Source organism: Streptomyces sp. NPDC001880 (genome assembly GCF_053594575.1).
In genome coordinates this window covers 17,787-44,716 of the sequence record NZ_JBSFET010000035.1, presented here as the reverse complement: position 1 = coordinate 44,716, position 26,930 = coordinate 17,787, and the positions used below count along the sequence as shown (strand labels likewise).

23 protein-coding genes are annotated in these 26,930 nt (G+C 69.5%); 10 read left to right on the top strand and 13 right to left on the bottom strand.

From position 1 onward, the window contains the following. Nucleotides 1–4: 4 nt before the first annotated feature. On the bottom strand, nt 5–1,348 hold the full coding sequence (locus ACWCQ6_RS20245) for a UDP-glucose dehydrogenase family protein (RefSeq protein ID WP_451091007.1): 1,344 nt from the start codon (nt 1,346–1,348) through the stop codon (nt 5–7). A 235-nt stretch (nt 1,349–1,583) separates the two neighbouring features. Between ACWCQ6_RS20245 and ACWCQ6_RS20240 the strand changes: the two genes are divergently transcribed. After that, entirely contained in the window at nt 1,584–2,741 is a 1,158-nt protein-coding gene (locus tag ACWCQ6_RS20240; RefSeq protein ID WP_451091005.1) for an acyl-CoA dehydrogenase family protein, read from the top strand. A gap of 259 nt (nt 2,742–3,000) precedes the next feature. Beyond that, a complete protein-coding gene (locus ACWCQ6_RS20235; protein ID WP_451091003.1) occupies nt 3,001–3,396 on the top strand; it encodes a hypothetical protein in 396 nt (131 codons plus the stop codon). A 407-nt stretch (nt 3,397–3,803) separates the two neighbouring features. Here the strand turns inward: ACWCQ6_RS20235 and ACWCQ6_RS20230 are convergent, their stop codons facing one another. Continuing rightward, nucleotides 3,804–4,778, bottom strand: a complete 975-nt coding sequence (locus ACWCQ6_RS20230) for a helix-turn-helix domain-containing protein (RefSeq protein WP_451091001.1) — start codon at nt 4,776–4,778, stop codon at nt 3,804–3,806. A 215-nt stretch (nt 4,779–4,993) separates the two neighbouring features. Beyond that, nucleotides 4,994–5,485: an ATP-binding protein gene (locus ACWCQ6_RS20225; protein ID WP_451090999.1), complete on the bottom strand. Its 492-nt coding sequence runs from the start codon at nt 5,483–5,485 to the stop codon at nt 4,994–4,996. A gap of 163 nt (nt 5,486–5,648) precedes the next feature. Here ACWCQ6_RS20225 and ACWCQ6_RS20220 point away from each other — a divergent pair, with 163 nt between their 5' ends. Further along, nucleotides 5,649–6,527 (top strand): helix-turn-helix domain-containing protein, encoded by an 879-nt coding sequence (locus tag ACWCQ6_RS20220; protein ID WP_451090997.1) that lies wholly within the window; start codon nt 5,649–5,651, stop codon nt 6,525–6,527. Beyond that, nucleotides 6,524–6,733 (top strand): DUF397 domain-containing protein, encoded by a 210-nt coding sequence (locus tag ACWCQ6_RS20215; protein WP_451090995.1) that lies wholly within the window; start codon nt 6,524–6,526, stop codon nt 6,731–6,733. Before ACWCQ6_RS20220 ends, ACWCQ6_RS20215 begins: the two co-directional genes overlap by 4 nt. Before the next feature lie 38 nt (nt 6,734–6,771). Here the strand turns inward: ACWCQ6_RS20215 and ACWCQ6_RS20210 are convergent, their stop codons facing one another. Both ACWCQ6_RS20210 and ACWCQ6_RS20205 read right to left on the bottom strand, forming a co-directional pair. Continuing rightward, complete coding sequence (locus ACWCQ6_RS20210) at nt 6,772–7,521, bottom strand: SMI1/KNR4 family protein (RefSeq protein ID WP_451090993.1); 750 nt, start codon at nt 7,519–7,521, stop codon at nt 6,772–6,774. Nucleotides 7,522–7,645: 124 nt separating this feature from the next. Further along, on the bottom strand, nt 7,646–8,941 hold the full coding sequence (locus ACWCQ6_RS20205; RefSeq protein ID WP_451090991.1) for an LCP family protein: 1,296 nt from the start codon (nt 8,939–8,941) through the stop codon (nt 7,646–7,648). 119 nt (nt 8,942–9,060) lie between these two features. Here ACWCQ6_RS20205 and ACWCQ6_RS20200 point away from each other — a divergent pair, with 119 nt between their 5' ends. Then, a complete protein-coding gene (locus ACWCQ6_RS20200; protein WP_451090989.1) occupies nt 9,061–9,609 on the top strand; it encodes an acyl-CoA thioesterase in 549 nt (182 codons plus the stop codon). Nucleotides 9,610–9,700: 91 nt separating this feature from the next. Here the strand turns inward: ACWCQ6_RS20200 and ACWCQ6_RS20195 are convergent, their stop codons facing one another. Continuing rightward, a complete protein-coding gene (locus tag ACWCQ6_RS20195; protein ID WP_451090987.1) occupies nt 9,701–11,179 on the bottom strand; it encodes an LCP family protein in 1,479 nt (492 codons plus the stop codon). Between the two features lie 181 nt (nt 11,180–11,360). Between ACWCQ6_RS20195 and ACWCQ6_RS20190 the strand changes: the two genes are divergently transcribed. Beyond that, nucleotides 11,361–12,374, top strand: a complete 1,014-nt coding sequence (locus tag ACWCQ6_RS20190) for a glycosyltransferase family 2 protein (RefSeq protein WP_072488348.1) — start codon at nt 11,361–11,363, stop codon at nt 12,372–12,374. Nucleotides 12,375–12,476: 102 nt separating this feature from the next. On the opposite strand, the gene ACWCQ6_RS20185 is transcribed toward ACWCQ6_RS20190, so the two are convergent. The 4 genes from ACWCQ6_RS20185 to ACWCQ6_RS20170 all read right to left on the bottom strand — a co-directional run bounded on the left by ACWCQ6_RS20185 (nt 12,477) and on the right by ACWCQ6_RS20170 (nt 18,399). Next, nucleotides 12,477–14,159, bottom strand: a complete 1,683-nt coding sequence (locus ACWCQ6_RS20185) for an LCP family protein (RefSeq protein WP_451090984.1) — start codon at nt 14,157–14,159, stop codon at nt 12,477–12,479. A gap of 49 nt (nt 14,160–14,208) precedes the next feature. Beyond that, nucleotides 14,209–16,008, bottom strand: a complete 1,800-nt coding sequence (locus ACWCQ6_RS20180; protein ID WP_451090982.1) for an LCP family glycopolymer transferase — start codon at nt 16,006–16,008, stop codon at nt 14,209–14,211. Between the two features lie 223 nt (nt 16,009–16,231). Next, on the bottom strand, nt 16,232–17,464 hold the full coding sequence (locus ACWCQ6_RS20175; protein WP_451090980.1) for an LCP family glycopolymer transferase: 1,233 nt from the start codon (nt 17,462–17,464) through the stop codon (nt 16,232–16,234). Nucleotides 17,465–17,646: 182 nt separating this feature from the next. Beyond that, the gene (locus tag ACWCQ6_RS20170) at nt 17,647–18,399 is read right to left on the bottom strand and encodes a TIGR03089 family protein (protein WP_451090978.1); all 753 of its coding nucleotides are present in this window, start codon (nt 18,397–18,399) and stop codon (nt 17,647–17,649) included. Between the two features lie 138 nt (nt 18,400–18,537). On the opposite strand from ACWCQ6_RS20170, the gene ACWCQ6_RS20165 reads away from it, so the two are divergent. The 3 genes from ACWCQ6_RS20165 to ACWCQ6_RS20155 all read left to right on the top strand — a co-directional run bounded on the left by ACWCQ6_RS20165 (nt 18,538) and on the right by ACWCQ6_RS20155 (nt 22,319). Further along, on the top strand, nt 18,538–19,908 hold the full coding sequence (locus ACWCQ6_RS20165; RefSeq protein ID WP_451090976.1) for a peptidoglycan recognition protein family protein: 1,371 nt from the start codon (nt 18,538–18,540) through the stop codon (nt 19,906–19,908). 217 nt (nt 19,909–20,125) lie between these two features. After that, complete coding sequence (locus tag ACWCQ6_RS20160) at nt 20,126–21,217, top strand: sugar phosphate nucleotidyltransferase (RefSeq protein ID WP_451090974.1); 1,092 nt, start codon at nt 20,126–20,128, stop codon at nt 21,215–21,217. A 103-nt stretch (nt 21,218–21,320) separates the two neighbouring features. After that, nucleotides 21,321–22,319 carry a DNA-3-methyladenine glycosylase family protein gene (locus ACWCQ6_RS20155; protein ID WP_451090972.1) on the top strand — a complete coding sequence of 333 codons (999 nt, stop codon included), beginning with the start codon at nt 21,321–21,323 and terminating at the stop codon, nt 22,317–22,319. Nucleotides 22,320–22,812: 493 nt separating this feature from the next. On the opposite strand, the gene ACWCQ6_RS20150 is transcribed toward ACWCQ6_RS20155, so the two are convergent. From ACWCQ6_RS20150 to ACWCQ6_RS20140, 3 genes are all read right to left on the bottom strand, one after another. Next, a complete protein-coding gene (locus ACWCQ6_RS20150; RefSeq protein ID WP_451090970.1) occupies nt 22,813–24,123 on the bottom strand; it encodes a coenzyme F420-0:L-glutamate ligase in 1,311 nt (436 codons plus the stop codon). Beyond that, nucleotides 24,120–25,076, bottom strand: a complete 957-nt coding sequence (gene cofD, locus ACWCQ6_RS20145) for a 2-phospho-L-lactate transferase (RefSeq protein ID WP_451090968.1) — start codon at nt 25,074–25,076, stop codon at nt 24,120–24,122. Before cofD ends, ACWCQ6_RS20150 begins: the two co-directional genes overlap by 4 nt. A gap of 103 nt (nt 25,077–25,179) precedes the next feature. Continuing rightward, nucleotides 25,180–25,680: a cysteine dioxygenase gene (locus ACWCQ6_RS20140; protein ID WP_451090966.1), complete on the bottom strand. Its 501-nt coding sequence runs from the start codon at nt 25,678–25,680 to the stop codon at nt 25,180–25,182. 714 nt (nt 25,681–26,394) lie between these two features. Between ACWCQ6_RS20140 and ACWCQ6_RS20135 the strand changes: the two genes are divergently transcribed. Next, on the top strand, nt 26,395–26,658 hold the full coding sequence (locus ACWCQ6_RS20135) for a WhiB family transcriptional regulator (RefSeq protein ID WP_030927001.1): 264 nt from the start codon (nt 26,395–26,397) through the stop codon (nt 26,656–26,658). Nucleotides 26,659–26,930: the final 272 nt, after the last annotated feature.

The following is a 26,930-nucleotide window of genomic DNA, read 5'->3' as shown; positions in this document are numbered from 1 at the left end:
CGGCTCAGGCCGTCGGACGGCCCATCGCCCGGTACGTCCAGCCGGCCCCGCGCCACAGCTCGCCGTCGAGCGCGTTGCGGCCGTCCAGGATGATCCGGCGGGACGCGACCTCGCCGAGCGCCGCCGGGTCCAGCTCGCGGAACTCGCGCCACTCCGTCAGATGCAGCACCACATCGGCGCCGCGCACCGCGTCCAGCGCCGTGTCCGCGTAACCCAGGGTCGGGAAGAGCCGCCGGGCGTTGTCGATGCCCTTGGGGTCGAAGACCGTGACCTGGCCGCCCTGCAGATGGATCTGCCCGGCCACGTTCAGCGCCGGCGAGTCCCGTACGTCGTCCGAGTCCGGCTTGAACGTCGCGCCCAGCACCGCCACCCGCTTGCCGAGGAAGGAATCGCCGCCCACGGCTTCCCGGGCCAGCTCCACCATGTGGCCGCGGCGCCGCATGTTGATCGAGTCGACCTCGCGGAGGAAGGTCAGCGCCTGGTCCGCGCCCAGTTCGCCGGCGCGCGCCATGAAGGCCCGGATGTCCTTCGGCAGACAGCCGCCGCCGAAGCCGATCCCGGCCCGCAGGAACTTCGAGCCGATCCGCTCGTCGTGCCCGATCGCCTCGGCCAGCTTCTTCACATCGCCGTCGGCGGCCTCGCAGACCTCCGCCATGGCGTTGATGAACGAGATCTTCGTGGCCAGGAAGGAGTTGGCCGCGGTCTTCACCAGCTCGGCGGTCGGGAAGTCCGTCACCACGAACGGCGACCCCTCGGCGACCGGCGCCGCGTACACCTCGCGCAGCAGCTTCTCGGCTCGCTCGCTCGCCACCCCGACGACGATCCGGTCCGGGTGCAGGGTGTCGTTCACGGCGAAGCCCTCGCGCAGGAACTCCGGGTTCCAGGCCAGCTCCGCGTCGGCGCCCGCCGGTGCCAGCTCCGCCAGCCGCGCCGCGAGCCGGGCCGCCGAGCCCACCGGGACGGTCGACTTCCCTACGACCAGGGCCGGCCGGGTCAGATGCGGGGCCAGCGACTCGAACGCGGAGTCCACGAAGCTCATGTCGCAGGCGTACTCGCCGTGCTTCTGCGGAGTGTTCACACAGACGAAGTGCACATCGCCGAAGGCCGCCACCTCCTCCCAGGAGGTGGTGAACCGCAGCCGTCCCGTGGACCCCGCGATGCCCTCGACGTGCTTGCTCAGCAGCTCCTCCAGCCCCGGTTCGTACATCGGGACCCGGCCGGCGCTCAGCATCTCGATCTTCTCGGGCACGACATCGAGGCCGAGCACCTCGAAGCCCAGCTCGGCCATGGCCGCGGCGTGGGTGGCGCCGAGGTAGCCGGTGCCGATCACAGTGATCCTGAGGGCCATGAAGTGCTCCTGTGAGATGCGGACAGACGTGCGGTGAACGAGCATAGTCGTGCCCCCGAAGCCCAGATTTTCCCCCTGCCCGCACCCCTTTCACCACCTTCTTCCAGCCCTGTTTCTCCACCTTTCTCCCACCCCTGTCGTGAAGCTCACGCGGGCATTGCATAGGCCATCGCGGGAGCCGCGCTCTAAAATTGGGTTACTTAACGGTAGTTAGCGTCTTTGGGGAGTGAGCGTCTTGGCGGGTTCCACCGATTTCGACCTGTACCGTCCGGCCGAGGAGCACGAGATGCTCCGGGAGACGGTGCGTGCGCTCGCCGAGGCGAAGATCGCCCCGCACGCGGCGGCGGTCGACGAGGAGGCGCGCTTCCCGCAGGAGGCGCTGGACGCCCTGACCGCGGCGGACCTGCACGCGGTGCACGTACCCGAGGAGTACGGAGGCGCGGGCGCCGACGCCCTCGCCACGGTCATCGTGATCGAGGAGGTGGCCCGTGTCTGCGCCTCCTCCTCCCTCATCCCCGCCGTGAACAAGCTCGGCTCCCTCCCGGTGATCCTCTCCGGCTCCGAGGGCCTGAAGAAGAAGTACCTGGGCCCCCTCGCCAAGGGCGACGGCATGTTCTCGTACTGCCTCTCCGAGCCCGACGCGGGTTCCGACGCGGCCGGCATGAAGACCCGGGCCGTATGCGACGGCGACTTCTGGGTGCTCAACGGCGTGAAGCGCTGGATCACCAATGCGGGCGTCTCCGAGTACTACACGGTCATGGCCGTCACCGACCCGACCAAGCGCTCCAAGGGCATCTCCGCCTTCGTCGTCGAGAAGTCGGACGAGGGCGTCTCCTTCGGCGCCCCGGAGAAGAAGCTCGGCATCAAGGGCTCCCCGACCCGCGAGGTCTACTTCGACAACGTCCGCATCCCCGCCGACCGCATGATCGGCGAGGAGGGCACCGGCTTCGCCACCGCGATGAAGACCCTGGACCACACCCGCGTCACCATCGCGGCCCAGGCCCTCGGCATCGCCCAGGGCGCCCTCGACTACGCCAAGGGCTACGTCCAGGAGCGCAAGCAGTTCGGCAAGCCGATCGCCGACTTCCAGGGCGTCCAGTTCATGCTCGCCGACATGGCCATGAAGCTGGAGGCGGCCCGCCAGCTCACCTACTCGGCCGCCGCCAAGTCCGAGCGCGTCGACGGAGACCTCACCTTCTTCGGCGCCGCGGCCAAGTGCTTCGCCTCCGACGTCGCCATGGAGATCACCACGGACGCGGTCCAGCTGCTCGGCGGCTACGGCTACACGCGGGACTACCCGGTGGAGCGGATGATGCGCGACGCGAAGATCACCCAGATCTACGAGGGCACGAACCAGGTGCAGCGGATCGTCATGGCGAGGAACCTCCCGTAGCGACTTCGTCCCGACTGCGTCAACGTCACGGCCCCCGGCGCCATGCCGGGGGCCGTGACGTGCTCTGTCCGCTTGGCAGCCGCGGTTCGTTCCGGCGCGTTGCTCAACTATGCCCCCTTTTTTTTGGGGGGTCTCCTTGAACGCGTTCTCTTGCACGAGAATCCGGAATTCCATATTCCGGAAATATATTCCATTGGCTCCGTCGTGGTGCGTGCTACAGTCCTCAACTGCAAGATCACCGGGACTTTGGAGGGTGAATATGGGGAAGCTCAAGGTTATCGGCGTGGCATTTTTTGCCTCGGTGGCGGTTGCTGCCGGAATGGGTACCGCGAACGCTTCATCCGGTTGGGATCCTGTCGGATCGAGCACTTTCAAGTACCGTGACGTAAACCTGGGCCAGTGGTTCACCGGCTATGTCTATTCGTCCGGTGGTAATTTCATGGCCTGCGTCGACTCCACGTCGCGATCCCACTCGTACACCCTGTGGGAGCACGACCCCAGCGGTTCCAAGAAGGTCGCGACGAAGACCAGTTCGGGCGGCTGTCTCACCTTCAATAGCATCGGCGACTACGTCGACGGCGACAACAAGAAGGCGGAGTTCATGCTCTCGACGAACAACCCTGAGGGTGGTTACGGAGTCGTTTTCTACGACTAGGCCGCGGCATCGGGCGACATTAAATAATGCAGGGACGTCATATGCTCGCAGGTCGATCGCGAGCATATGGCGGCCTTTCTTTTTTCATCACCCAGTTTGTTCTCTGCCGCCCAGGCTGCCCACCGATACGGGCAAAAGTCGACCCTCGGCCGGTGTTTCGTATCAGGCCACGCCCGTGCGTTCTTGCGGAACCGGGCTCCGATCGATACCAGCCGTATCCAGCTCCTCCGTGGTGAACCTCAACAACTGTGCGGGTGATCCATTGGCGTAGGAGCGGGAGTTCGTAGCAGGTGTCAATTTGTTCGCGGACCCCGTCGGCGATGGCGATCCCGCGTGCTTCGAGGACGATCAGGAGCCCTTCGGCCAAGCCCTCGGGGCGATTGCTCGGGCGTTGAGTGGTGTTTCGGTCAGGCGGCTGTGCGGAGGTCTGTCCGGCATTCGCGGCAGTGGCCGGGGTGGCGGGAGCGGAAGGCGCGGTCGCAGTGGTCGCAGTTCTGGAGCGGGATGACGACGGTGCCGGGGCGTGCGGGTGCGATGTCCTGGGCTCCTGGCAGTGGTGGTGGCAGGAGTGCGGTGATTCGGTGGCGCAGGAGCTTGGCGGGGTGTTTCAGGGGGTTCGGGAGGTCGTTGGTGAGGGTGTGGCGGATGGTGTCGGGGTGGGCGTCGCGTTCGAGCCAGGTGGCGACGCCGGGGGTGAGGGTGTGGATGTCGTTCTCGGAGAGGACGAGTTGAGGTGCGTGGCGGCGCAGGTCGGCGAGGAGTGCGGTGGCTGCGTGCTGGAGTTCCGGGGTGAGTTCCTGTGGCTGGGGGAGCGGTGGTGGTGGTGTGGTGCGCGCGGTGGGGGCCGGTACGAGGGCGGGGGCTGGCTGCGGCTGCGGTGTCGGTGACGGGGGTGGTGCGGGGGCTGGGACGGGGTGCGGTTCGGGAGTGGTTGCGTGTGGTGGCGGTGCGGTCCGTGGAGTCGGCTTGCTGGGGGCTGTCCGGGGGCGGGGCGCTGTCACGGGGTGGGCGGTGGCGCCGGGCTGGTTGTACGAGATGGTGCGGGTGATGATGCGGCCGTCGGGGAGGCGTACGCGGCTGCGGTGGAGGTAGCCGTGGGCTTCGAGTTCGCGCAGGGCGGCGGCGATGCGGGTCTCGCTTTCGGGGAAGCGTTCGGCGAGGCGTTTGATGCCGATCCTGGCTCCGGCGGGGAGCGACTGGATGTGGGCGGCGAGTCCGATCGCTGCGAGGGAGAGTCCGCGGTGCTGGGCGAGGTGGTTGCCGATGACGGTGAAGCCCGCGGCATGCCGGAAGTTGATGTGGATGACGCCGGATGACGGTGTGGTGTCTCCGGGTACGGGGGACGGGGCGCACGGGGGCGCGGTAACCTGCGGGGTATCCATCAGGAAGGGCCTAACTTCCTCGGTGGTCAGGCCCCCGGTTGAGACTGTGAATCTCGTCGGGGGCCGTCGCATGTCTGGAGTTGTCGCGGCGAGCATATGCCGACCAACCCACCCGAAATCCAGCCCAGTTGTCCCATGTCACCCGAGTGAGTGACGAGTGTGGGGCGGGGTCGGGTTTGGGTGGGGAGGGTGATTTCCCCAGGTCCTTTAAAGCTTTATGCGTCGTGGGACGCGGGGACGTGGTGCACCGGGTCGTGGGTTTCCGCGACCCGGTGGAACGGTCGTGGTGCGAGGTCGAGTTCGGCCCAGACGGTCTTGTGCGGGACGGGTCCGACATCGATGCCCCAGCGGTCGGCGAGCGCCTCGACGATCAGCAGACCGCGCCCGCTCTCCGCGTGCCGGTCGGGGGCGGAGGCGACGGGCAGTTGCTCGGCCCGGGTGTCGGTCACCTCGATCCGTAGGAGCTCGTCGCGGTGGGCGATGAGGCTGAGTCGGAAGTCCCGGCCCGGTACGCGGCCGTGGACGGCGGCATTGGCGGCCAGCTCGGCAACGACGTGCGCGGCTGGTTCGCAGGCGATCCCCCAGTCGCCCAGATGCGCCGTGGCCAGGAGTCGGGCGAGCCTGGCGCCCCGGCGGGTGGGGGAGAGCAGCACGGTGAACTGCCGGACGGGAGCGGAATGTTCGGTTCGGGTGATTTCTCGGGTCACGTCACTCAGCGTGGCCGCGCATGCGTACCGTGAACAGCAACGAGCCCCTTGCGTACGGTAATTGTCCCGTGCTTGTCCAGTGCTGTCCCGGCTGTCCGGGTGACGCACCGGGGAGACCAGGGGTTGAGCCAGGGACGGCATGCACATCGGAAGTGGGGCACGGATGAGCGTGGATGAGACCGGTACGGAAAACGGCGACGCCGGGGCGGACGAGCCGGGCTGGGACGTCGATCCCGATGACGAGTCGGGGGCGGCCGTGGTCGCGGCGGTGGGCCGCCAGATCAAGGCGTGGCGGGAGGCGGCGGGGCTACGGGCCGGCGAATTCGGGGCCGCGATCGGGTACGGGGAGGACCTCGTCTACAAGGTGGAGGGCGGCCGTCGCATCCCCCGCCCGGAGCTCCTGGACAAGGCGGACCAGGTGCTCGGCGCGCGCGGGAAGATCGCGGCGATGAAGCAGGACGTGGCGGAGGTCCGGTACCCGAAGAAGATCCGGGACCTGGCGAAGCTGGAGGGGCGAGCCGTCGAGCTGTCGGCGTACGGGGATCACAATTTGCACGGGCTGCTTCAGACGGCGGAGTACGCACGGGCGTTGTTCGAGATGCGGCTGCCCCCGTACGAGCCGGACGAGATCGAGCGGGCCGTTGCGGGTCGCATGTCCAGGCAGGCGATCTTCGAGCGAGCCCCGGCTCCCGCGCTCAGTTTTGTGCAGGAGGAAACGACGCTGAGGCGTCCGCTCGGGGGCACAATGGTTCTGCGTCGGCAGCTCGAACACCTCCTGTCGGTCGGGCAGTTGCGGAATGTTGCGATCCAGGTCATGCCAACTGCCCGAGAGGAGCACGCCGGAATGCAGGGGGAGACGCAGGTTCTGAAATTCAAGGACGGTACGGCCATGGGGCGCTCGGAAGGGGCGTTCAACGGTCGGGCGGTCTCCGATCCGAAGCAGCTCCGAATCCTTGAGCTGCGGTATGGCATGATCCGGGCCCAGGCTCTTACTCCGCGTGAGTCGTTGGCCTTCATCGAGCAACTTCTGGGAGAAACATGAACTGCGAGCTCTCCGCCAGGGGCGGCCATGAGCTGGAGTGGCGCAAGAGCAGCTACAGCAGTAACAGCAGCGAAGCTGACTGCGTGGAGGTAGCCCCCGCCCCTGGCGGGATCTGCGTCCGGGACTCCAAGAACGCCCAAGGCCCACGCCTCGCCTTCGGCCCCAACGCCTGGGCGGGCTTCGTCTCCTACGCGGCCGGGCACTGATCCCGCTCGGCCGCCGGCCCCGGGCAGGGCGACTCCAGTCAGCCCTCCTCGCCCTCCTCGTCCTCCCCGTCGAAGCGGTCGAGGGCCGCTTCCGTGCGGGCGCGGAACAGCGCGGTCTGGTGGTCGTCGCGGAGGATGATCTCGTCGTGCGCGTACCAGTGTGAGCCCGGCCGCTGGCTGATCGGGTACTCCGGGAGCGGCAGGCGCTGGAAGGTGGCGGTGATGTCCTCGGGCAGCCCGGCGCCGTCGTCGGGGGTCACCCATCCCATGAGGTCCTCATCGGCGCACAGGGCCTCGGACAGAACGATCTCGACGAACGCGACGCTTACCCGGCCCAGCCATGCGGCCCAGTCGTCGGCGGTGGGCCCGACGAGGTCGGCGCGGACCACGACCGGTGGGTCGTCCTGGTCGAGATCCGTGACGCGTATGCCCCAGTAGGCGCAGGACTGGTTCTCGACGCGGAAGACCAGTACGCCGCGGTCCTTGTCCAGGTAGAGGTCCTTCGGGGCGAGCAGCGCGTCCTGATTGTCGGTCAGGTCCTTTCGTCGGCCGAGCAGTTGGTAGGCCTCGCGCAGCGCTGCGGGCAGGGGCAGGCCGAGCCGGGCCTGTGCCGCGTCGAGTTCGGCGGGGGCGTAGCCGTCGGTCCCGGTGAGGGGGCGCTGGCTCCAGTCGCGGGCGAAGGCACGGATGAAAGCCCATGCCGCCTGTCTGTCGGGCTGCTCGCCGACGGCCGCGGTGAGCGCGTCCAGGTCGAGCATGAGGTTCGGGGACTGCGGCTCCTGAGTCATGGGTGCGACTGTAGGCGCCGCCACTGACAAGGTTCCGGGTGAAGGAGCGCAAGAAGAAGACCACATGAGCGAAGAGCAGCAGGGCCCGGACGGCGAACCGTCGGGGCCCTGCTGTGAAGCGTTGTCAGTTCTCGGTGACGGTTACCTTCTCGTCGTTGTTGAGCTGCTCGACGAGCTGCTTGACCTTGGCCTTGTCCCAGACCAGGTTGCCGCCGGTGGAGCCCGAGATCGGCATGTTCATCGAGGTGCCGTCGCCGCCCGTGACGCCCTTCATGGCGAAGAACATCTGGCCCAGGGACCAGATCGACATGTCCTTGTCCACGATCAGGGTGTCCAGGCCGGCGCCCATCGTCGGGTAGAACTTGAACGGGTTGAGGATCGTGGACGGCGTGGCCGTCTGGCTGGCCAGGGCGGCGAGGAACTTCTGCTGGTTCTTCGTGCGGTCCAGGTCGCTGCCGGCGAAGGCGTACCGGGTGCGGACGAAGGCCAGGGACTGCTCGCCGTTCAGCGTCTGCTTGCCGGCCTGGAAGTCCGCGCCGGACTTCTTGTCCTTGAAGGCCTTGGGGATGTCCATCTCCACCCCGCCGATCGCGTCCACGATCTGGGCGAAGCCGCCGAAGCCGATCTCGACGTAGTGGTCGATGTGCAGTCCGGTGTTGAACTCGACGGTACGGACCAGGAGTTCGGGCCCGTCCATGGCGTACGCGGCGTTCAGCTTGGTGAAGCGGCCTCGGCCCGGGTAGAGCTTGCCCGAGTCGGAGCCCTTGAACGAGGGGATCTCGACGTTCGAGTCGCGCGGCAGGGATATCAGCGTCGGCCCGTTGGATCCGTCGTGCAGGATCATCATCGAGTCGGTCCGCTTGCCTTCGGCGGAACCCGTGTGGAGCTTCTTCTTGTCCTCGGCCGTCATGCCCTCGCGGCTGTCGGAACCGACGATCAGGTAGTTGGTGCCGTCACCGCTCTCCGGCCGTTCGATGACCTTGGAGAGGTCCACCTCGCGCTTGAGCTTGGAGTCGGCCCAGAAGTACGTGCCTATGGAGACCCCGAGGACCACGACCGCCAGGGTCAGCGAGCCTATCTTGATCCGGCGGCGCCAGTCGGGCGCCGGGCGTCCCTGGGTGTAATTGCTGCCCTGGCCGCCCCCCTGACCACCGCCGTGGCCGCTGCCCCGGCCGCCGCCGTAGACCTGGCCCGTGTTGTAACCGCTGTCGTACGCCGCGGCGTCGTCATGGCCGCCGGCGTACTGCCGCGGCTCCCCCTGACGCTGCCGGGGCGGGGCGGGACGGTACTGGGGCGGGGCGGGAGGGCGCTGGACGTGCCGCATGACGCGGGCGCCCTCGGGCCGCTCACCGGCGCTGCCCTGCCCGTAGCGGTTGCCGCCGCGGTTGTCGTCCGACCATCCCTCGGGCCAATCGTTCATGCGGACCAGTGTGCAGGCCAGGTGTGCTGGTATTACAGGGGGTCTGGGAAATCGCATCAGGGCTGTTGCGAAGCTGATGCATTGTGGCCGGGCGGAAGGCCCCGCATAAGGTAGACGGTATGACAGATCAGGCCCTGCGCCCGGAGGGCGACATTCCGGGCAAGCCGACCGCCGCTTCCCGGACCACCCTCAGCCACATCATGACCGGCAACGACACCAACCTGCTGGGCACCGTCCACGGTGGCGTGATCATGAAACTGGTCGACGACGCGGCGGGCGCCGTGGCCGGCCGGCACTCCGGCGGCCCCGCCGTGACAGCCTCGATGGACGAGATGGTCTTCCTGGAGCCGGTCCGCGTCGGTGACCTCGTGCACGTCCGCGCCCAGGTGAACTGGACCGGCCGCTCCTCGATGGAGGTCGGCGTCCGGGTCATGGCCGAGCGCTGGAACGAATCCACCCCCGCCCAGCAGGTCGGCAGCGCCTACCTGGTGTTCACCGCGGTCGACGCGGACGGCAAGCCGCGCCCCGTACCGCCGGTGATACCGGAGACGGAGCGCGACAAGCGGCGCTACCAGGAGGCGCAGATCCGGCGCACCCACCGCCTCGCCCGCCGCCGCGCGATCAGGGAGCTGCGCGAGAAGCGCGCGTCGGAAGGCATCGAGGACTGAGAACGCCCGGTAGTGGGCCCTTCGGCGTCGCGGGGCCTGCTGCGGCCCGCTCGGAGAGCCCGCTCCGAGCCTCGGGGCGGCGCCACCGCGGTCACGGGCAGACCACCTGGTCGCCCGTGACCGTGCCGAACTCGCCGCTTTCCGTCTCCTTGGCCTGCACCCGCCGCACCTTCTCGAAGTCCGTGCCCGCCGTCACCCGCATCGTGACGCCCTGCCCCCGCACCGCCCGCAGCTCGGCCCCGGGCAACGCGGCTGCCAGCGACTTGGCGGACCGGTCCCAGCGCGGGTCGTAGGTGATCAGGGTGTGCTCGACGGCGCGTGGCTCCCCGTTCACGCGCGCCTCCCCGTTGAGCGGGACGCGCGTGGTGTTGAAGCCGGTGGCGCGCAGCGCGTCGTCGACCGTCCTGCCGAGCCCGTCCTTCGAGGTCCCGTTGTAGACCTGGACCCGGATCTGCTGGGGGTCGACATCGACCTTCACCGCCTTCGGCTGCTTGGGCCGCGCGGGGGTGAGGGGCTTGTCCTCGCGGAGTGTCTGGAAGAGCTTCTTCGACTTCGCCTCGTCCCACTTGACCGTCGAGCCGATGCCCTTGACCGGGTAGGAGACGTTCTCCATGGGTACGGAGGCGAACTCCGACGAGGCGGGGGAGAAGTCGCGCATCGCCTGGCCGAGCTCCAGCATCTGCTCCGTACCGAAGCCCTTGTCCGCCCGGACCGAGCCCAGCATCGTCGAGGCGACGTCCCGGAACTTCACCGGGTTGAGCAGCACACCGCTGCTGGTCGCCTGCTTGATCAGCGAGGCGAGGAACTTCTGCTGGCGCTGCATCCGGCCCAGGTCGGAGGCTCCGTCGATGTGCCGGGAGCGTACGTACTGAAGGGCCTGGCCACCGTCCAGCTCATGGGTGCCCGCGGCGAGGTCGAGACCGGTGTACGAGTCCTTCATCGGCCGGGCCGTGCAGATCTTCACCCCGCCCAGGGTGTCCACCGTCTTCATGAAGCTGGTGAAGTCGACCTCCAGATAGTGGTCGACCTTGACGCCCGTCATGTGCTCGACGGTCCGCACGGTCAGACTCGGCCCGCCCTCGGCATAGGCCGCGTTCAGCTTCTGCGGGTGCGCGGCGTGCTGCTCACCGGTGTTCCGGTCGGTGTGCTCGGGGACCTCGGCGTAGCTGTCGCGAGGGAGCGAGACGATGCTCGCGCGCTCCTTGTCCGCCGACAGATGCACCAGCATGAGCGTGTCGGTGCAGTGGCAGGGCGCACCGCCCAGCCGGTACTTCTTCTTCTCCGCCGGGGTGATCCGGTCGCGGCCGTCGGTGCCCACGAGCAGCAGATTCATGCCGTTGCCCGCGGGGGGCCGGTTCTTCATGTCCTTGAACGGATCGATCCGGTCGATCCCGGTCGCCAGACTGGTCACCACCGCATGGCCGACCCCGCCGGCTCCCAGCACCAGCACGGAGAGGCCGGTCACCATCCGCATGCCCCAGCGTGGTCGTTCGTCCTGTTTTCTGGATCGGCGCTGCGGCGGAACCGAGCGGGACTGCGGCGGACGGGGGGAGTGGTGCGGTGTGGGCACTTGGGGGACCTCCGCGGTGCGAGGGGAACCGTTCGCACAGTAGGTCCATACGATCAACGGCTCGGTGTGCGACCCGGTGGGGCGCGCCGGTGTCCCCCATTCGCGGTAACGTGGCGGCCGAATCATGCCGCCTGGTGGGGTGCGAACCCCCGGCGCTCCCGAGGACCACCCGAGGACCACCATGTCTGCCGCGCAGCACCCCGCCGTCTCCGTGATCATGCCGGTGCTCAATGAGGAACGTCACCTCAGGAACTCCGTCCGGCACATTCTGGAGCAGGAGTACGCAGGTGAGATGGAGGTGGTCATCGCACTGGGCCCCTCCACGGACCGCACGGACGAGATCGCCGCGGAGCTGGTGCGCGAGGACCCCCGGGTCCACACCGTCCCGAACCCGACCGGCCGCACCCCGGCCGCCCTCAACGCCGCGATCAAGGCATCCCGCCACCCGATAGTCGTGCGGGTCGACGGCCACGGCATGCTCTCGCCGAACTACATCGCGACCGCCGTCCGCCTCCTGGAGGAGACCGGCGCGCAGAACGTGGGCGGCATCATGCACGCCGAGGGCGAGAACGCCTGGGAGGACGCCGTCGCCGCCGCCATGACGTCGAAGATCGGCGTCGGCAACGCGGCCTTCCACACCGGTGGCCAGGCGGGCCCGGCGGAAACCGTCTACCTCGGTGTCTTCCGCCGCGAGGCGCTGGAGAAGGCGGACGGCTACAACGTCGAGTTCATCCGGGCCCAGGACTGGGAGCTGAACTACCGCATCCGCGAGGCCGGCGGACTGATCTGGTTCTCGCCCGAGCTGAAGGTGCAGTACCGGCCGCGCCCCTCCGTGCGGGCGCTGGCCAAGCAGTACAAGGACTACGGCCGCTGGCGGCACGTCGTCGCCCGCTACCACTCCGGCTCGATCAACCTGCGCTACCTGGCGCCGCCCACCGCCGTCTGCGCGATCGCGGCGGGCATCGTGGCCGGCGCGGCCGTCACCCCGTGGGCCTTCGTCGTCCCCGCCGGGTACGCGGCGGCGATCGTCGCCGGTTCCGTACCGGCGGGCAAGGGGCTGTCGCTGAAGGCACGGGCACAGATCCCGGTGGCCCTCGCGACCATGCACATGTCGTGGGGGTACGGCTTCCTGACCAGCCCGCGCTCGCTCGCGAAGAAGGTCATCGCCAGCCGTCGCCCGGCCATGACCGTCTGAGAGCCGGTCGGAGGTCATCCGACAGGGTTTCTGAGCACCACGAACGCCGCGGGGGCCCTCCGATGTGCCGGAGGGCCCCCGCGGTGCGTCGTGTCCCGGTACCTACCAGCCGAAGCCCGGCTGGATGTCCATGCAGGCCGTCTCGTCGTCGCCGTTGAGCGCCCGTGCGCTCTCCGGGGTCTTCTCCTTGGCGGAGGGCGCGTGGTAGTCGCCGTCCTCGCGCCAGTCGGCCCCCACGGTCAGCGTGATGCCCGAGACGTCGGTCGACTTCTTCACCGCCGACAGCGGGATGCCGAGCGCCTTGGCGACCGCCTGGGCGTTGCCCTCCATGTCCACGGTGGGGAAGAGGATCCCGGTCCGCTTCGCCGCCTCGGTGTTCTGCGCGTCGACCGCGGCCTGGGTGAAGCCCTTCCCGGCCAGCAGTTCCTTGACCGCCGAGGCGCGGCCCTTGGCCGGGTACTCGGTGTCGGTGCGGGTTCCGTTGCGGACGGTCACCGGGATCTCGGCCGGGGACGCGGTGGGCTTCTTGGCGGCGGCCGGTGTCTTGCGCTTGGACGCCTTGCCGTCGAGCGGGATGTCGTCGCGGACCATCTGGAAGAGCTGGTCGGCGTCGCCGGGCTTGGGGAGCACCCGCTCCTTGAGCACGCCCGTCCCGTAGACGTTCGGCATCGTCGTCATGGTGATGCGCTTGGTGGGTACCTTCTTGAGCTCCTCCGCGAGGTCGTAGAGCCTGTTGATCGAGCCGAGGCCGTTGTCGCCCTTGTCGACCGTCAGCGCGTCCGTCGCCGCCTCGGCGAGATTCATCAGCTTGCCCGGGTCGGTGAGCTTGGTGCCCTTGCGCAGCTCACGGACCATCGAGTTCATGTACATGTGCTGGGCGTGGGCACGGCCGAGGTCGGTGCCGTCCTCGAAGCCGTAGCGGGTGCGCAGCCACTGGAGGGCCTGCTTGCCCTTGATCTTCGTGGTGCCCTTCTCCAGCTTCAGCCCGGAGCCCTTGCCCTCACTGGTGTGCGAGTAGACGTTGCCCTTGACGCAGACCGGGACGCCGCCGATCGCGTCCGCCATCGAGATCACACCGGAGAAGTCGATCATCATGAAGTGGTCGATGGTGATGCCGGTGAGCTCGTACCAGGTGGCCACGGAGCAACCGGGACCGCCGCGGCCGAGCGTCTCGTTGGTCATTGCCAGGCCGGTGCTCGCGGGGTAGACGCGCTTCGTCTCCGGGTCGGTGCACTTCGGGATCTTCAGCATGGTGTCGCGCGGCATGCTGATCACCGACATGTTGCTGCGGTCGGCGGAGAGGTGGAGCAGCATCTGCACGTCGGCCAGGGGCGGCGCTCCGAAGGTGTCCTTGGCCCCGCCGAGCTTCTGGTTCTCCTTGGAGTCCCGCGCGTCCGAGCCTATGAGCAGGATGTTCATAGGGGTCTGACCGGCGGCGTTGGCCTTGTGGTCGGCCATCTTCCTGTCGCCGAGGGTCAGATCGGCCTTCTTGAGATTGCTGTTGAGGTGCTCGTAGTAGAGGTATCCGGCGCCGGCGCCGCCGATTATGAGCAGCGCGAGAACCGACGCGCCCCAGCGCAGCACCCGGCGTTTGCCCTTCTTGCCGTGCTGTTTCGGGCCACCGCGCCGGTGACCTTTCTCCCCGGAAGCGGCCTGCCGCTCCCCGGAGCCGGAGTCCGTTTTCTTCTCCGGCCCCTCCTCGTAAAGCCCGTCGTCCCAGCCGAGTTGGCCGGCGTGCCGGACGCGTGGTCGCGTCCCCTCTCCGGGCGTGCTGCTCCGTGCCACCAGGACCCCCCTGCTGCTCAGACTCGTGGTTCCGCGCAGTGACCCGGTGTCACTTGGCGCACACTGCCTTGTCGGCGTTTGCTTGCTGAATGTCGGCCGGCGCCTTCGTCGGCCCGACGATGGGAATGCCGGCGCCCTTGAAGTCGTCCCCCAGCGTCAGCACCATCGCCTGGAGCCCTTCGGCGTCCGTGGTGCCCTTCTTCATGGCCGAACCGGGCAGGCCCATCATGGCGGCCAGCGCGCGGGCCTGGTCCGCCTGGTTCGGCGCGTACTCCAGCGTCGTCTTCGCGGCCTTCGCCGGGGCGTTGGCCTTGTTGGTGGACTTGAGTACGCCCTGCTCGTTCTGGAGCCAGGTGACCGTCGTCTGCGCGGCGCCGGGCACCTTGCCGCCGTTGTACACATCGACGCGCACGTCGCCCGCGGCCGCCTTGGAGCCCTTGAGAAGCGCGTCCTGCTTGCTCTTCGCGTCCTTCTTCTTCGACTTCACCTCGGTCAGCGAGGTGTCGTCGCGCATCATGGCGAACAGCGGGTCGGCCCTGGCGTGGTCCACGACGACGGTGGCCTTGACCTTCTCGGCCGGGTTGTCGAGCACCGGCACCGTGGTGAAGGTGATGTTCTTCGTGTTGACCTTGCCGAGCTCCTGGGCCAGCGATGCCAGTTTCTTCACCGAACCGATGCCGGAGTCCACGGTGAGCGCCTTGGTCGCGGCGTCCGCCAGGCTGTACAGCTTGGTCGGACTGGTCAGGGTCTCGTCCGACTGCATCTGCCGCATCATCGACGCCATGAACTGCTGCTGGGCCTTGATCCGGTCCAGGTCGCTCTCGTTGCCGAAGCTGTGCCGGGTCCGTACGAACGCCAGGGCGTCCTCGCCCTGGATCCGGTGCTTGCCCTCCGGCAGGTCCAGGTGCGAGTCCGGGTCCTTGACCGGCTTCTCCAGGCAGACCTCGACCCCACCGACCGCCGTGGACAGCTCCTTCACCGCGTTGAAGTCGACCATCATGAAGTGATCGACCTGCAGGCCGGTGATCGCCTTGACCGTCTCCATGGTGCAGCCCGGTCCCCGGCCCTTCTGGCCGAGGCTCTCGTTGAAGCGGACGCCCTGGGTGCCCGAGACCACCTTGTCCGTCCCGTCCTCCTGCCTGACGGTGCAGTCCGGGATGTCGGTGATCATGTCGCGGGGGATGCTCAGCGCCGTCGCGTTGGTGCGGTCCTCGGAGACATGGAAGAGGATGTTGGTGTCGGCGTGGCCCACGCTGCCCTTGTCGCCGTACCCCTCGTTGCCCTTGCCGGTGCGCTTGTCGGTACCGATGACCAGGATGTTGATCGGGGCATCGGTGTCGAAGACGTTCTTGTTGCCGGACCCGCCCACGTCGATCGCGTTGAGGTTGCCGTCGAAGTGCTGGTACAGCGCGTACCCGCCCACCGACAGGCCGACGAGCACGAACGCCATCGTGCCGCCCGTCCACAGCAGCGCCTTCTTGCGGCGGGTCTTGGGGGCCTTGCGGCTGCGGCGGCTCGCCGGGCCGGAACTCTCCTGGCCGCGCGCACCGTTGGCCGCGCGCCGGCTGCGCTGACCGGGCACCTCGCGGCCCGGACCGGACCCCTGGTCCTCGCGGGGCGCATTACGGCGATCGCCCTTGCCGTCGCGGGACGCGCCTCTGCGTCCGCCGTCATTGTCGCGGACCGGCTCTCTGCTATGAGGAACACGCGCACCTGAAGTAGAGGAAGGGGCATCCGAATCCCCTCCGGATTGATTCAGTCGCAGTTCGTAATCACCGGTGTGCGGGTTGAGGACCCACTGGTCTGCGGGGTCGATTCCGTCCGCCCGCCCACGGCTTTGCGCATCCACGGTTGCTTGAGTCCTCCGTCGGTGCCACGCGAGGCGCCTCCCCCGGTCAGGCGCTCGATCTTTCGCTCCAGAAATGCGCGGCCTGGCGGCCGGCAGCGCCGGATCGCGTCACACTATCGGCCCAGTTCGGCATCGAGCGACGTGCGTGACAAATTCCACGCTCCTTACAACTGGTCATACTGCTCATTACACGCCGATCACCGGCTTCTGTTTGGGAATTGCTTTACTGCTCGCACGGGTCCGCCGCCGCGTTGTTGCCCGAATAAGTGGGCGTGGGGCTGGGGCCCGAAGCGTCCGGGGTATCGGTCGCGGCATTGTTTTTCCCGCTGTTCTTCTCGTCGTCACGTTTGAGTTCGTCCGCCGGGACCACGGCGACCGGATCGTCCTCGCGCAGCCGCTTGAAGAGCCGTTCCGCGTCGGGCTGTACGAGTTCGTCCCGATTCGGGTTGACGGTGTAGGGCTGCCGAGGCACGGTCAGGAACTGCACCTTGTCGGTCGGTACGTTGCGCATGCCGCGCACCAGCTCGTACAGGTCCTTGAGGGTGTCGAGCCCCGGGTCGGTGGTCAGTGCCTTGGTGGCCGCGTCCAGCACCGTGTAGAGGCGGGTCGGATTGAGCAGCACGCCGTCGCTCTGAACCTTGTTCACCAGCGCGCCCAGGAACTGCTGCTGGCGGTTTATCCGTTCGGTGTCACTGCCGTTGCCGATCGACTTGCGGGCCCGTACGTACCCCAGCGCCTGCTCGCCGTCGAGCGTCTGGCGGCCGGCGGGGAGCTTCAGATGGGCGTCGGCGTCGTCGACCGGCTTCTTGAGGCAGACCTCGACCCCGTCCACGGCGTCGACCATGTCCTTGAAGCCGTTGAAGTCGACGACCATGTGGTGGTCGATCCGGATGCCGGTCATCTTCTCGACCGTACGGATCGTGCAGGCCGTGCCGCCGAACTCGAAGGCCCAGTTGAACTGGGCGAATTGCTTCTTCGTGGTCGTGCCGTCCGCCTTGTGGCAGACCGGGATCTCCACCATCAGATCGCGCGGCAGGGACATCGCCGTGGCGCTCTTCCGGTCCGCGGCGAGGTGGAGCAGGATCGTGGTGTCCGAGCGCTGGCTGCCGCCGTCGTCACGGCCGTACTTGCGGTTGTCGCCGGCCCGGCTGTCCGAGCCGATGAGCAGGATGTTCTCCGCGTCGTGCACCACGGAGGCCGGCCGCTCCCGCTCGTACGCCTTGAGTTCGGCCGCGGCGGACGTGTCGGTCCTGATGTTGCCGTCGAGCTTCCGGTACAGCCACCAGCCGGCGCCCGCCGCGACCAGGACGACGAACGAGGTGCCGAGCGCGGCCCAGCGCATCCAGTGGCGCCGATGGCCGGATCCGGTCACCGGGGTGGCGCCGGACCTGCCCCCGTGCCGCGACTTGTCCCCGCCCGCCGCCGGGTCGTCCGGCGGGCCGGCGCTTTCGCTCACGTCTGCGTCCATCCTTCACGTTCGGCGGCGCGTCGGGCCGCCGGTCGCAGGAGTAGACGGCTGAACCTCACGCTTGGTTGTGTCCTTGGTGGTCCGTATCGCCGATCATGTACCGGAGTTGAGGCGCAGCCCCCGAGGACTCGACGCGGTGTGGGCCGGAAGAGTGATCCTCGGCGTGCTTGTCATACCGCACTGTTGGTGACCCGCTCGCTCGCCACGCGCTTCGCCAGCCCCTCCTCGCCCAGCTGCCCCAGGTGACGGCAGAGGACCACGGACCCCCCGGCGGCCAGCGGCGCGAACAACCCCGTGCTCAGCCCCTCCCAGCTGTCGTACGCACGTCCCGTGAGCAGCCGCGATCCGGCGGCCAGACCGAGTGCGGCGGCATCCTCGCGGGCCCGCGCCACCAGTTGCGCCGACGTCAGCTCGACGCCGTCCACCGCCAGCGCGGGGGCGTCCGGGTCCACCGGGGCGAAGGGTGCGAACCGGTCGCCCTGGCTCGGCACCTCGACCGCGTAGTCCGCGAAGCCCTCGGGCGCCTGCGGGAACCTGCCGCCCAGCGGGCGCAGTGCCAGGGCGACCCGCTCGCCCCGGCAGGCGCGCGCGGCCTCCAGGGTGTCCGGGCCGGTGACGACGAGGTCGGCCGCGGCCGGGTCGCCCTGCACATCGGCGATCACGCCGACCGAGGAACAGGCGAGCAGCCAGACCGCGGACTGCCAGTGCGCGGGCAGCAGGAGCGCGAGCCGGTCGCCCGGCTCGGCGGCGAGGTCGCCCTGCAGGAGATTGGCGGTCTTGGCCACCCAATTGGCGAAGGTGGCCACCGACAGTTCGACACGTTCTCCGGTGGCGTCGTCGTAGAAAGTGACCAAAGGGCGGGCCGGGTCCGCGGCGAGTGCGGAACGCAGCAGGTCGGCAGCGGTGCGGTCGGTGGCGTTCATCCGCGCAAGAGTACGCGGCGGCGGCCGGTCCGGCGGGAGCAGAAGGGGGCCGGGTGCACCGGTTGGGCAGACGGGCCGTCAATTGCACCCGGACATCCCGGTGGCCGGAGTTGCCAGAGTATGCCCAGGATTATTCGCATGCGTGCCTTCCTTGCATCTTCGATAGGTGTCACCTGTGCGGCCGTTCTCGTACTGCCGTCGGCCGTGCCCGCGGGCGCCGCCCCCGACACCAGCACCGTCCCCGCCGAGTCGGCCGAGCAGGCCGAGCCCGTCGATGTGCCGGGCTCGACGCAGTCCCTGCCGATGCGGACCCTGCCGGCACCCTCCGAACGGTCCGCCGGCGACCCCACCCGGGCCGCGGCCGCCCCCGAGCAGGGGCTGCCCGAACGCGACGTCCGTCCCTTCTCCCTGGTCGGCGTCGTCTGGGACGACGCCGACACCGAACTCCACGGCACCGTCCAGGTCCGCACCCGCGCCACCGGCACCGGAAAGTGGTCCCCCTGGCAGGACCTGGAGACCCACAACGCCGAGCACGGCGCCGACCCCGGCACCGCCGAGCGCGAATCCGGGACCGTCCGGGGGGCCACCGCCCCGCTCTGGGTCGGTGACTCGGACGGCGTCGCGGTCCGCGTACGCCCCGAGGCCCCGGACCTGCAGGGCCGGACCGCCTCCGCCGTACCGCTGCCCGCCGGGCTGCGCCTCGAACTCGTGGACCCCGGCAAGGACCCGCAACTGCTCCCCGCGACAAACGCCGCTGGGGCGGGCGGCCAGGCCGCGGCAGGCGCCCAGGCCGCCGGGGACGGGCACACCGCATCCCTCCGGGGCGTGCTCCCCGCCCTGGGCAAGGCGGAGTCCGAGGCGCGGTACGAGGCCGAGGCCGGCCTCGTACCCGGCGCCCGGCCGTACATCGGCCCCCGCCCGCGCATCGTCACCCGCAAGGGCTGGGGCGCCGACGAGAAGCTCAGGGAAAGCAAGTTCGTCTACACCAGCAAGGTCAAGGCCGCCTTCATCCACCACAGCGCCACCGGCAACAACTACAAGTGCTCCCAGGCGCCCTCGGTCCTGCGCGGCATCTACCGCTACCACGTCAAGAGCAGCGGCTGGCGCGACATCGGCTACAACTTCGCCGTCGACAAGTGCGGAAACATCTACGAAGGAAGGGCCGGAGGCGTGACCAAGGCCGTCCTGGGAGCGCACACGCTCGGCTTCAACAGCAACAGCATGGGCATCGCGGTGCTCGGCACCTTCAGCAAGTCGAACCCGCCCGCCGCCGCGGTGAACGCCGTCGCGAAGCTCACCGCCTGGAAGCTCGGACTGTTCGGCGCCGACCCGCGCGGCAAGGCCACGCTCGTCTCGGGCGGCGGGAACAAGTACAAGAAGGGCAAGAAGGTCAAACTTCACGTCATCTCCGGTCACCGGGACGGCTTCGCAACCGAATGCCCCGGAGCGCGTCTCTACAAGAAGCTCGGCTCGGCCCGCTCCAGCTCCGCCAAGCTCCAGGGCCGCTAGGGTCTTTCGTCCCGATCAGGCCGATCAGGCCGATCAGGCCGATCAGGCCGATCAGGGCTCGCGTGCCGGGGCACGCGAGCCCTGCGTGATCCGGACGAGAGGCCCCTGACGGAACAGGAGACTGCCGCGGGCCGCTGACCGGGGACGACCGGACCGGTCTGCATACACTGGCCAGCCGAAACCAGGCCAGGCCCCAGCAGGAAGCAGAGTCAGTGCTGTGACAGAGGCAACAGAAGCGATCCTCCTGGTCGGCGGAAAGGGAACCCGGCTGCGCCCGCTCACGGTGCACACGCCCAAGCCCATGGTTCCGGCAGCTGGCGTTCCGTTTCTTGTGCACCAGCTGGCGCGCGCAAGGGCCGCCGGGGTCGAGCACATCGTGCTCGCGACGTCGTACCTGGCGGAGGTCTTCGAACCGTACTTCGGCGACGGCTCCTCGCTCGGCCTCCACATCGAGTACGTCACCGAACGCGAACCGCTCGGCACCGGCGGCGCGATACGCAACGTCGCGTCCCGCCTGGCCTCGGGCCCGGACGACCCGGTGCTCATCTTCAACGGCGACATTCTCACCGGCCTGGACATCCGGGCGCTGGTCGCCTCGCACACGAGCTCCGGAGCGGATGTCTCCCTCCACCTCACCCGGGTCGAGGACCCGCGCGCCTTCGGCCTGGTACCGACGGACGGCACCGGCAGGGTCACCGCGTTCCTGGAGAAGCCCGAGACGCCCGAGGAGATCGTCACCGACCAGATCAACGCGGGGGCGTACATCTTCCGCCGCTCGGTCATCGACACCATCCCCGCCGGCCGCCCCGTCTCCGTCGAGCGCGAGACCTTTCCCGGACTGCTCGCCTCCGGAGCGCACCTCCAGGGCATGGTCGACTCCACCTACTGGCTGGACCTCGGCACCCCGCAGGCCTTCGTGCGCGGCTCCGCCGATCTGGTCCTGGGCCTCGCCCCGTCCCCGGCCGTCCCCGGCCGGTGCGGCGACGGACTCGTACTGCCGACGGCCTCCGTCGCCCCCGACGCCAAGATCAGCGGCGGTACGGTGGTCGGAGAGGGCGCCCTGGTCGGCGAGGGGGCCCGGATCGACGGCTCCGCGATACTGGCCGGCGCGGTCGTCGAACCAGGAGCCGTGATCAAGGACTCGCTGGTCGGAGCCGGTGCCCGGATCGGCAGCCGTACGGTGCTCACCGGCGCGTTCGTCGGGGACGGGGCCCGGGTCGGCGCCGACAACGAACTGTGCGACGGCATCCGCGTCTGGTGCGGGGCGGTCCTGCCGGACGCGGCGGTGCGCTTCTCCTCCGACGAGTAGCCGGACGCAGTACGGAGAGCAGCCGGGCACGGGACGGAGAGCAGCCGGGCACCGGCCGCAGCGTTTACCCTCGACAGGCACCCCGACGACCGAGGACCCCACCGTGGCAGGACGATTCACCCCCCGCAGCGCTCCCCGCGCGGCCGTCCCGCACCAGGCGGCGGCCCCGGCGGCCCACGCGCTGACCCGTGAGTGGACCCCGCCCGGCCCCTTCGACCTGCGCCTGGTCGTCGGCCCACTGCGCCGCGGCCCCGCCGACCCCACGTACCGGATGACCGGGGACGGCACGGTCTGGCGGGCCAGCCGCACACCCGCGGGCCCCGGCACCCTCCGCCTCACCCCCCTGGGCGGCCGGATCGAGGCGGCTGCCTGGGGTCCCGGCGCATCGTGGCTGCTGGACCGGCTCCCGACGCTGCTCGGCGCGACGGACGACCCGGACGCCTTCCGCCCGCGTCACCGCCTGCTCGCCCTGACCCGGCACCGCCGCCCCGGCCTGCGGCTGCTGCGCACCGGCCTGGTCATGGAGTCGCTGATCCCGTCGGTCCTGGAACAGAAGGTCACCACCGACGAGGCCTACCGTGCCTGGCGCCTCCTGGTCCGGGGGCACGGCACCCCGGCGCCCGGCCCCACGGACCACGCCGCGTTCAACGCGCTGGGCCTGCACGTCATGCCGGACGCCCGCACCTGGTCCCTGATCCCGTCCTGGGAATGGCACCGCGCGGGCGTCGACGCCAAGCGCTCGGGCACGATCCTGCGCGCGGTACGCGTGGCCCGCCGACTGGAGGAGGCAGCGGCCATGGAACTCCCGGAGGCCATGGCCCGCCTCGAACTGATCCCCGGCATCGGCCCCTGGACCTCGGCCGAGACGCTCCAGCGCTCGAACGGCGCCCCGGACGCGGTCACCGTCGGCGACCTCCACCTCCCCGGCATCGTCGGCCACGCCCTGGCGGGCAACAGGGACGCCGACGACGAGGAGATGCTGGCCCTCCTGGCCCCGTACGAGGGCCAGCGCCACCGGGCGACCCGCCTGATTCTGCTCTCGGGCCGGACTCCGGCCCGCCGCGCCCCGCGCATGACCCGCGGTGACATCGCCCGGCTGTAGCACCTGTGCCCCGCGTGTGGCCTGCGGCGTCATCGCCCGGTTGTGGCACCCGTGTCCCGCGTGTGGCCTGCGGCGTCATTGCCCGGTTGTGGCACCTGTGCCCCGCGTGTGGCTTGTGGTGGCGTTGACCGGCTGCAGCACCCGCGCCCCGCGCATGACTCGCGGTGACATCGCCCGGCTGTAGCACCTGTGCCCCGCGTGTGGCCTGCGGCGTCATTGCCCGGTTGTGGCACCCGCGCCCCGCGCATGACTCGCGGTGACATCGCCCGGCTGTAGCACCTGCGGCCCCGCCTCGGCGCCTGTCGGGCGGCCTCCGACCGGGCGGCCACGACCCGGCACGCACGCTTCCCGCGGTGTCGTCGCCCGCCGGCGCTCCTTCCCCGAGCTCTCGGCTCCGTTCGACCGGGGGAGACCCCGTCGACTCCCTCCTCCGTCTGGAATCGCACGCACCGGACCGCGTCCGCCATCCGGTCGGAGGCCTCCCGGCAGGCTCTCAGCGCACCTCGATGAACCTCTCCGCGTCCCGCCCCGGCCGCGCCGCGGGCTCGGCCGCCGCGCGGCCCACCGCCACCGTCCCCAGCGGATCCCAGCTCTCCGGCAGCTCCAGCACCTCGCGCACCACGGAGCGGCAGAACATCGTGGACGAAACCCACGCCGAGCCCAGCTGCTCACCGGCCAGCGCCACCAGGAAGTTCTGGATGCCGGCTCCCGCGGCGACCACGAACATCTCGCGCTCCGCCATGTCCCGCCGCTCGTCCCCGTAGGTGTGGGAGCCGTCCATCACCAGACACGGCACCACCAGATACGGCGCCCGGCGCAGCACATCGCCCCGGCGCACCCGCTTGGCGACCGACTCCTCGCTCTTGCCGTCGCGGCGCAGATCCGCGATCCACGCGTCCCGCATGGCGTCGAGCAGCCGGGTCCGCGACGCCTCGGACTCCAGCAGGACGAACCGCCACGGCGTGGTGTGATGCGGCGCGGGCGCCGTCACCGCCGCAGCCACGGCCCGCCGCACCGCCCCCGGGTCCACCGGGTCGTCGGTGAACTCGCGCACCGTACGCCGCAGGGTCACCGCCTCCCGTACGGCCTCCGACGTGCCGAGCCGGAACATGTCGTCGGCCGCGACCCGCACCATCGCGCGGGCACCGTCGGCATCGCCCGGGTCCACCACATGACCGAGCCCCCGCACGACCGCGACGGGCAGTCCGTCCGCCTTGCCCTTGATCAGGTCACCGGCCGAGGCCAGCTCGTCGGCGGTGGCGACCACGGTGGCGCTCAGCGGATTGCCGTACGTGTCCGTGCCGCCGCGCAGATCGTCCAGCACCCGGACCCCGGCCGCCCCGATCGCCACATCGGTCAGCCCGTTGCGCCACGGGCGCCCGAAGGTGTCCGTGACGACGACCCCGACCTCCACACCCAGGGTGTCCCGCAGCCCGTCGCGGATCGCCCGCGCCGAGGCGTCCGGGTCCTCGGGCAGCAACAGCACCGTCCCGGCGGGGGTGTTCGAGGCGTCGACCCCGGCTGCGGCCATGACCAGCCCCTGCCGGTTCTCCACGATCCGCAGCGGGCCGCGCCGCGCCACCACCCGTACCGTCTCGGCGTCTATCGCCGCCTCACGGTCGGTGGCCTCGACGATCCGGCCCTCCGCCTTGGAGACGATCTTCGAGGTGACCAGCAGGACGTCTCCGTCGACCAGACCCGGCTCGGTCGCGGCGATCAGCTTCGCCAGGTCGTCCCCGGCCCGCACCTCGGGCATCCCGGGCAGCGCCCAGACCCGGTACGAGGGTGCCGCACCGGTGCTCACGCCCGTACCTCCTCGGCCAGCACCAGAGCCTGCCGGGCCATCTCCGCCGTCGCGTCGACATCGGTCATCATCAGCGGCACGGAACGGCAGCGGATGCCCGCCGCCTCCACTTCGCCGACCGCACCGGCGTCCACCGTGTCGACGAGCCAGCCGTCGAGCAGTCCGGAGCCGTAGTGCCTGGCCACGGCCGACGCCGTCGATTCGACGCCCACCGCGGCGAGCACCTTGTCCGCCATGCCGCGCACCGGCGCGTCCCCGACGATGGGGGAGAGGCCGACGACCGGCACCCCGGCCTCGGCGATGGCCTCCCGGATCCCGGGCACGGCGAGGATCGTCCCCACCGACACGACGGGGTTGGACGGCGGAAAGAGGATCACATCGGCCTGGGCGATGGCCTCCAGCACTCCCGGGGCCGGCTTGGCCTGCTCGGCGCCGACCGGCACGATCGCCTGCGCCTCGACCGAGGCGCGCAGCTTCACCCAGTACTCCTGGAAATGGATCGCTCTGCGCTCGCCGTCCATGTCGACCGCGACATGGGTCTCGACCCGGTCGTCGGACATCGGCAGCAGCCGTACCCCCGGCTTCCAGCGCGCGCAGAGCGCCTCGGTGACGGCGCTCAGCGGGTAGCCGGCGCCCAGCATCTGCGTGCGGACGATGTGCGTCGCGAAGTCACGGTCTCCGAGCCCGAACCACTCCGGCCCCACGCCGTACGCGGCGAGCTCCTCCTTGACGTGGAAGCTCTCGTCCGTACGACCCCAGCCCTGCTCCTCGTTGATGCCACCGCCGAGGGTGTACATCACGGTGTCGAGGTCGGGGCAGACCTTCAGCCCGAACAGATGGATGTCGTCACCGGTGTTGCCGATCACCGTGATGTCCGCGTCGGGCGCGGCCTGCTTGAGGCCACGCAGAAAACGAGCACCACCGATGCCGCCGGCCAGAACCACAATGCGCATGCAGACAGTCTGTCAGGCGGAGCCTGGCCATTGCTGGGGTGGTGGTGGGCGACGGGTGGGCTGTCAGGCGGAGCCTGGCCATTGCCGGGGCGGTGGCGGGCTGTCAGGCGGGTACGACATCCACGGCTGCCGGGGCGCATTGCGCCGCGTGCATGGGCATCTCGGTCAGACCCGGGTAGTAGATGTGCAGACTGACGGCCGGTTCGAGGGAGTCGTTGACCACCTCGTGCGCATAGCCGGGCGCGAAGACCCGCTGTGCGCCCGGGTCCAGCGCGCGCGTGGCGCGCTCGGTGCGCTCGGTCAGCCGGCCGTCCAGGACGGTCAGTACGCCGCAGGACAGGCCGTGGTCGTGGAGCCCGCTGCCCTGTCCGGGCACCCAGCTGAGCAGCCAGACCTCGTAGCCCGGTCCGGTGCGTAGCCGGTGGTACCAGCGGGTGGTGGTGTCGTACTGGACGAGCGGCGCCCACTGGGCGCGGTCGGCGGCGATGGAGCGGGCGAGTCCGACGTACTCGGAGACGGTGGCGGGGTGCTCGCGGGCCGGCTGGAGGAGGTGCTGGACCTCAAGGATGTCGCCGGCGATCTGGAGGTCGCTGTCGCTGTTCATGGGTGAGGTGCTTCCTCGGCATGGGGGTGCGTGTGCTGGGGTGTCGCGGAGGCCGGAGAACCCCGGCCGCGGGGAACGCCGGATGAAGAAGTCCCGCGGATGCGGAAGTACTGCGGAGAGCCTCTGCGAGAGGAGCTGGATCAGAGCCGGCGCCCTGGGGGCATCAACAGCTGTGACAGCTGGAACAGCAACAGCGGGCCTGGACAGCGGTGCGGAACCCACGGACGTGGGTGGCGTACATCGCGGCAGTCGCTGGCATGCGTTAAAGGAGACCGGCTGGATGCGCCACTGTCAACTCAATGCCCGTTTTGGGGGTTATGTTTCGCCCCATCCGGTTACTGGGGGCGGGGGGTGGTTTATGTGTCCACCGCGACGGAGATGTGGCGCACCAGTCGTGCCCCCAAACGTCGTTGACGCTCCGTGACCAGACTGTGATCTTGATCGCTTCGGTGATCGAATCGAAACACCGGGGCGACTCCGCTCGTCTCACCCAGTGAGAAGCGTGGGCGTGGCGAGGCCCGTGTCATATGTCAGGTTTTTGGTGATTTGCATGCTTTCCGCATAGGCTTGGTTCCGCAGAGTGAATACCTGGGCCAATAGCAGATCCTTGCTTGACTGACCTGGAGCTACACACTTGTAATTTCACTCGTGTCGTTCGGCCGCGATCAGTAACGGCTGCATCACGGGGACGCAAGAGACAGACGAGGGGCGCACATGACCGAGCTGTTCCAGCAACTGCTGGTCGAGGACGCGGACGAGGAACTCGGCTGGCAGGAGCGCGCACTGTGCGCGCAGACCGATCCCGAGTCCTTCTTCCCCGAGAAGGGCGGATCCACCCGCGAGGCCAAGAAGGTCTGTCTCGCCTGTGAAGTCCGGTCCGAATGCCTTGAATATGCCCTTTCCAACGACGAACGCTTCGGAATCTGGGGCGGTCTGTCGGAACGTGAACGGCGCCGCTTGAAGAAGGCAGCGGTCTGACCGCGGAACACCGCGGCAACCGCCCGCGGAACACCGCGGCAACGAAACGCCTCAGCGCCGGACACCCCGGCCACCGAGCACTTCCACAACCGAAGACCCGGACCGCGACCGACCATGGCCCGCCGCCTGTGCCCTGCCGCAGACGACGGGCCATCGCCGTACCCGCCGCGACTCCACCACCGTCCCGCTGCGGCCCCGTTCGAGCGCTCGGCGCCCTCGTGGTTATCCGTACCGTTAGTGTGGGGCCCCGTCCGAGACACGCCAACGCCCCG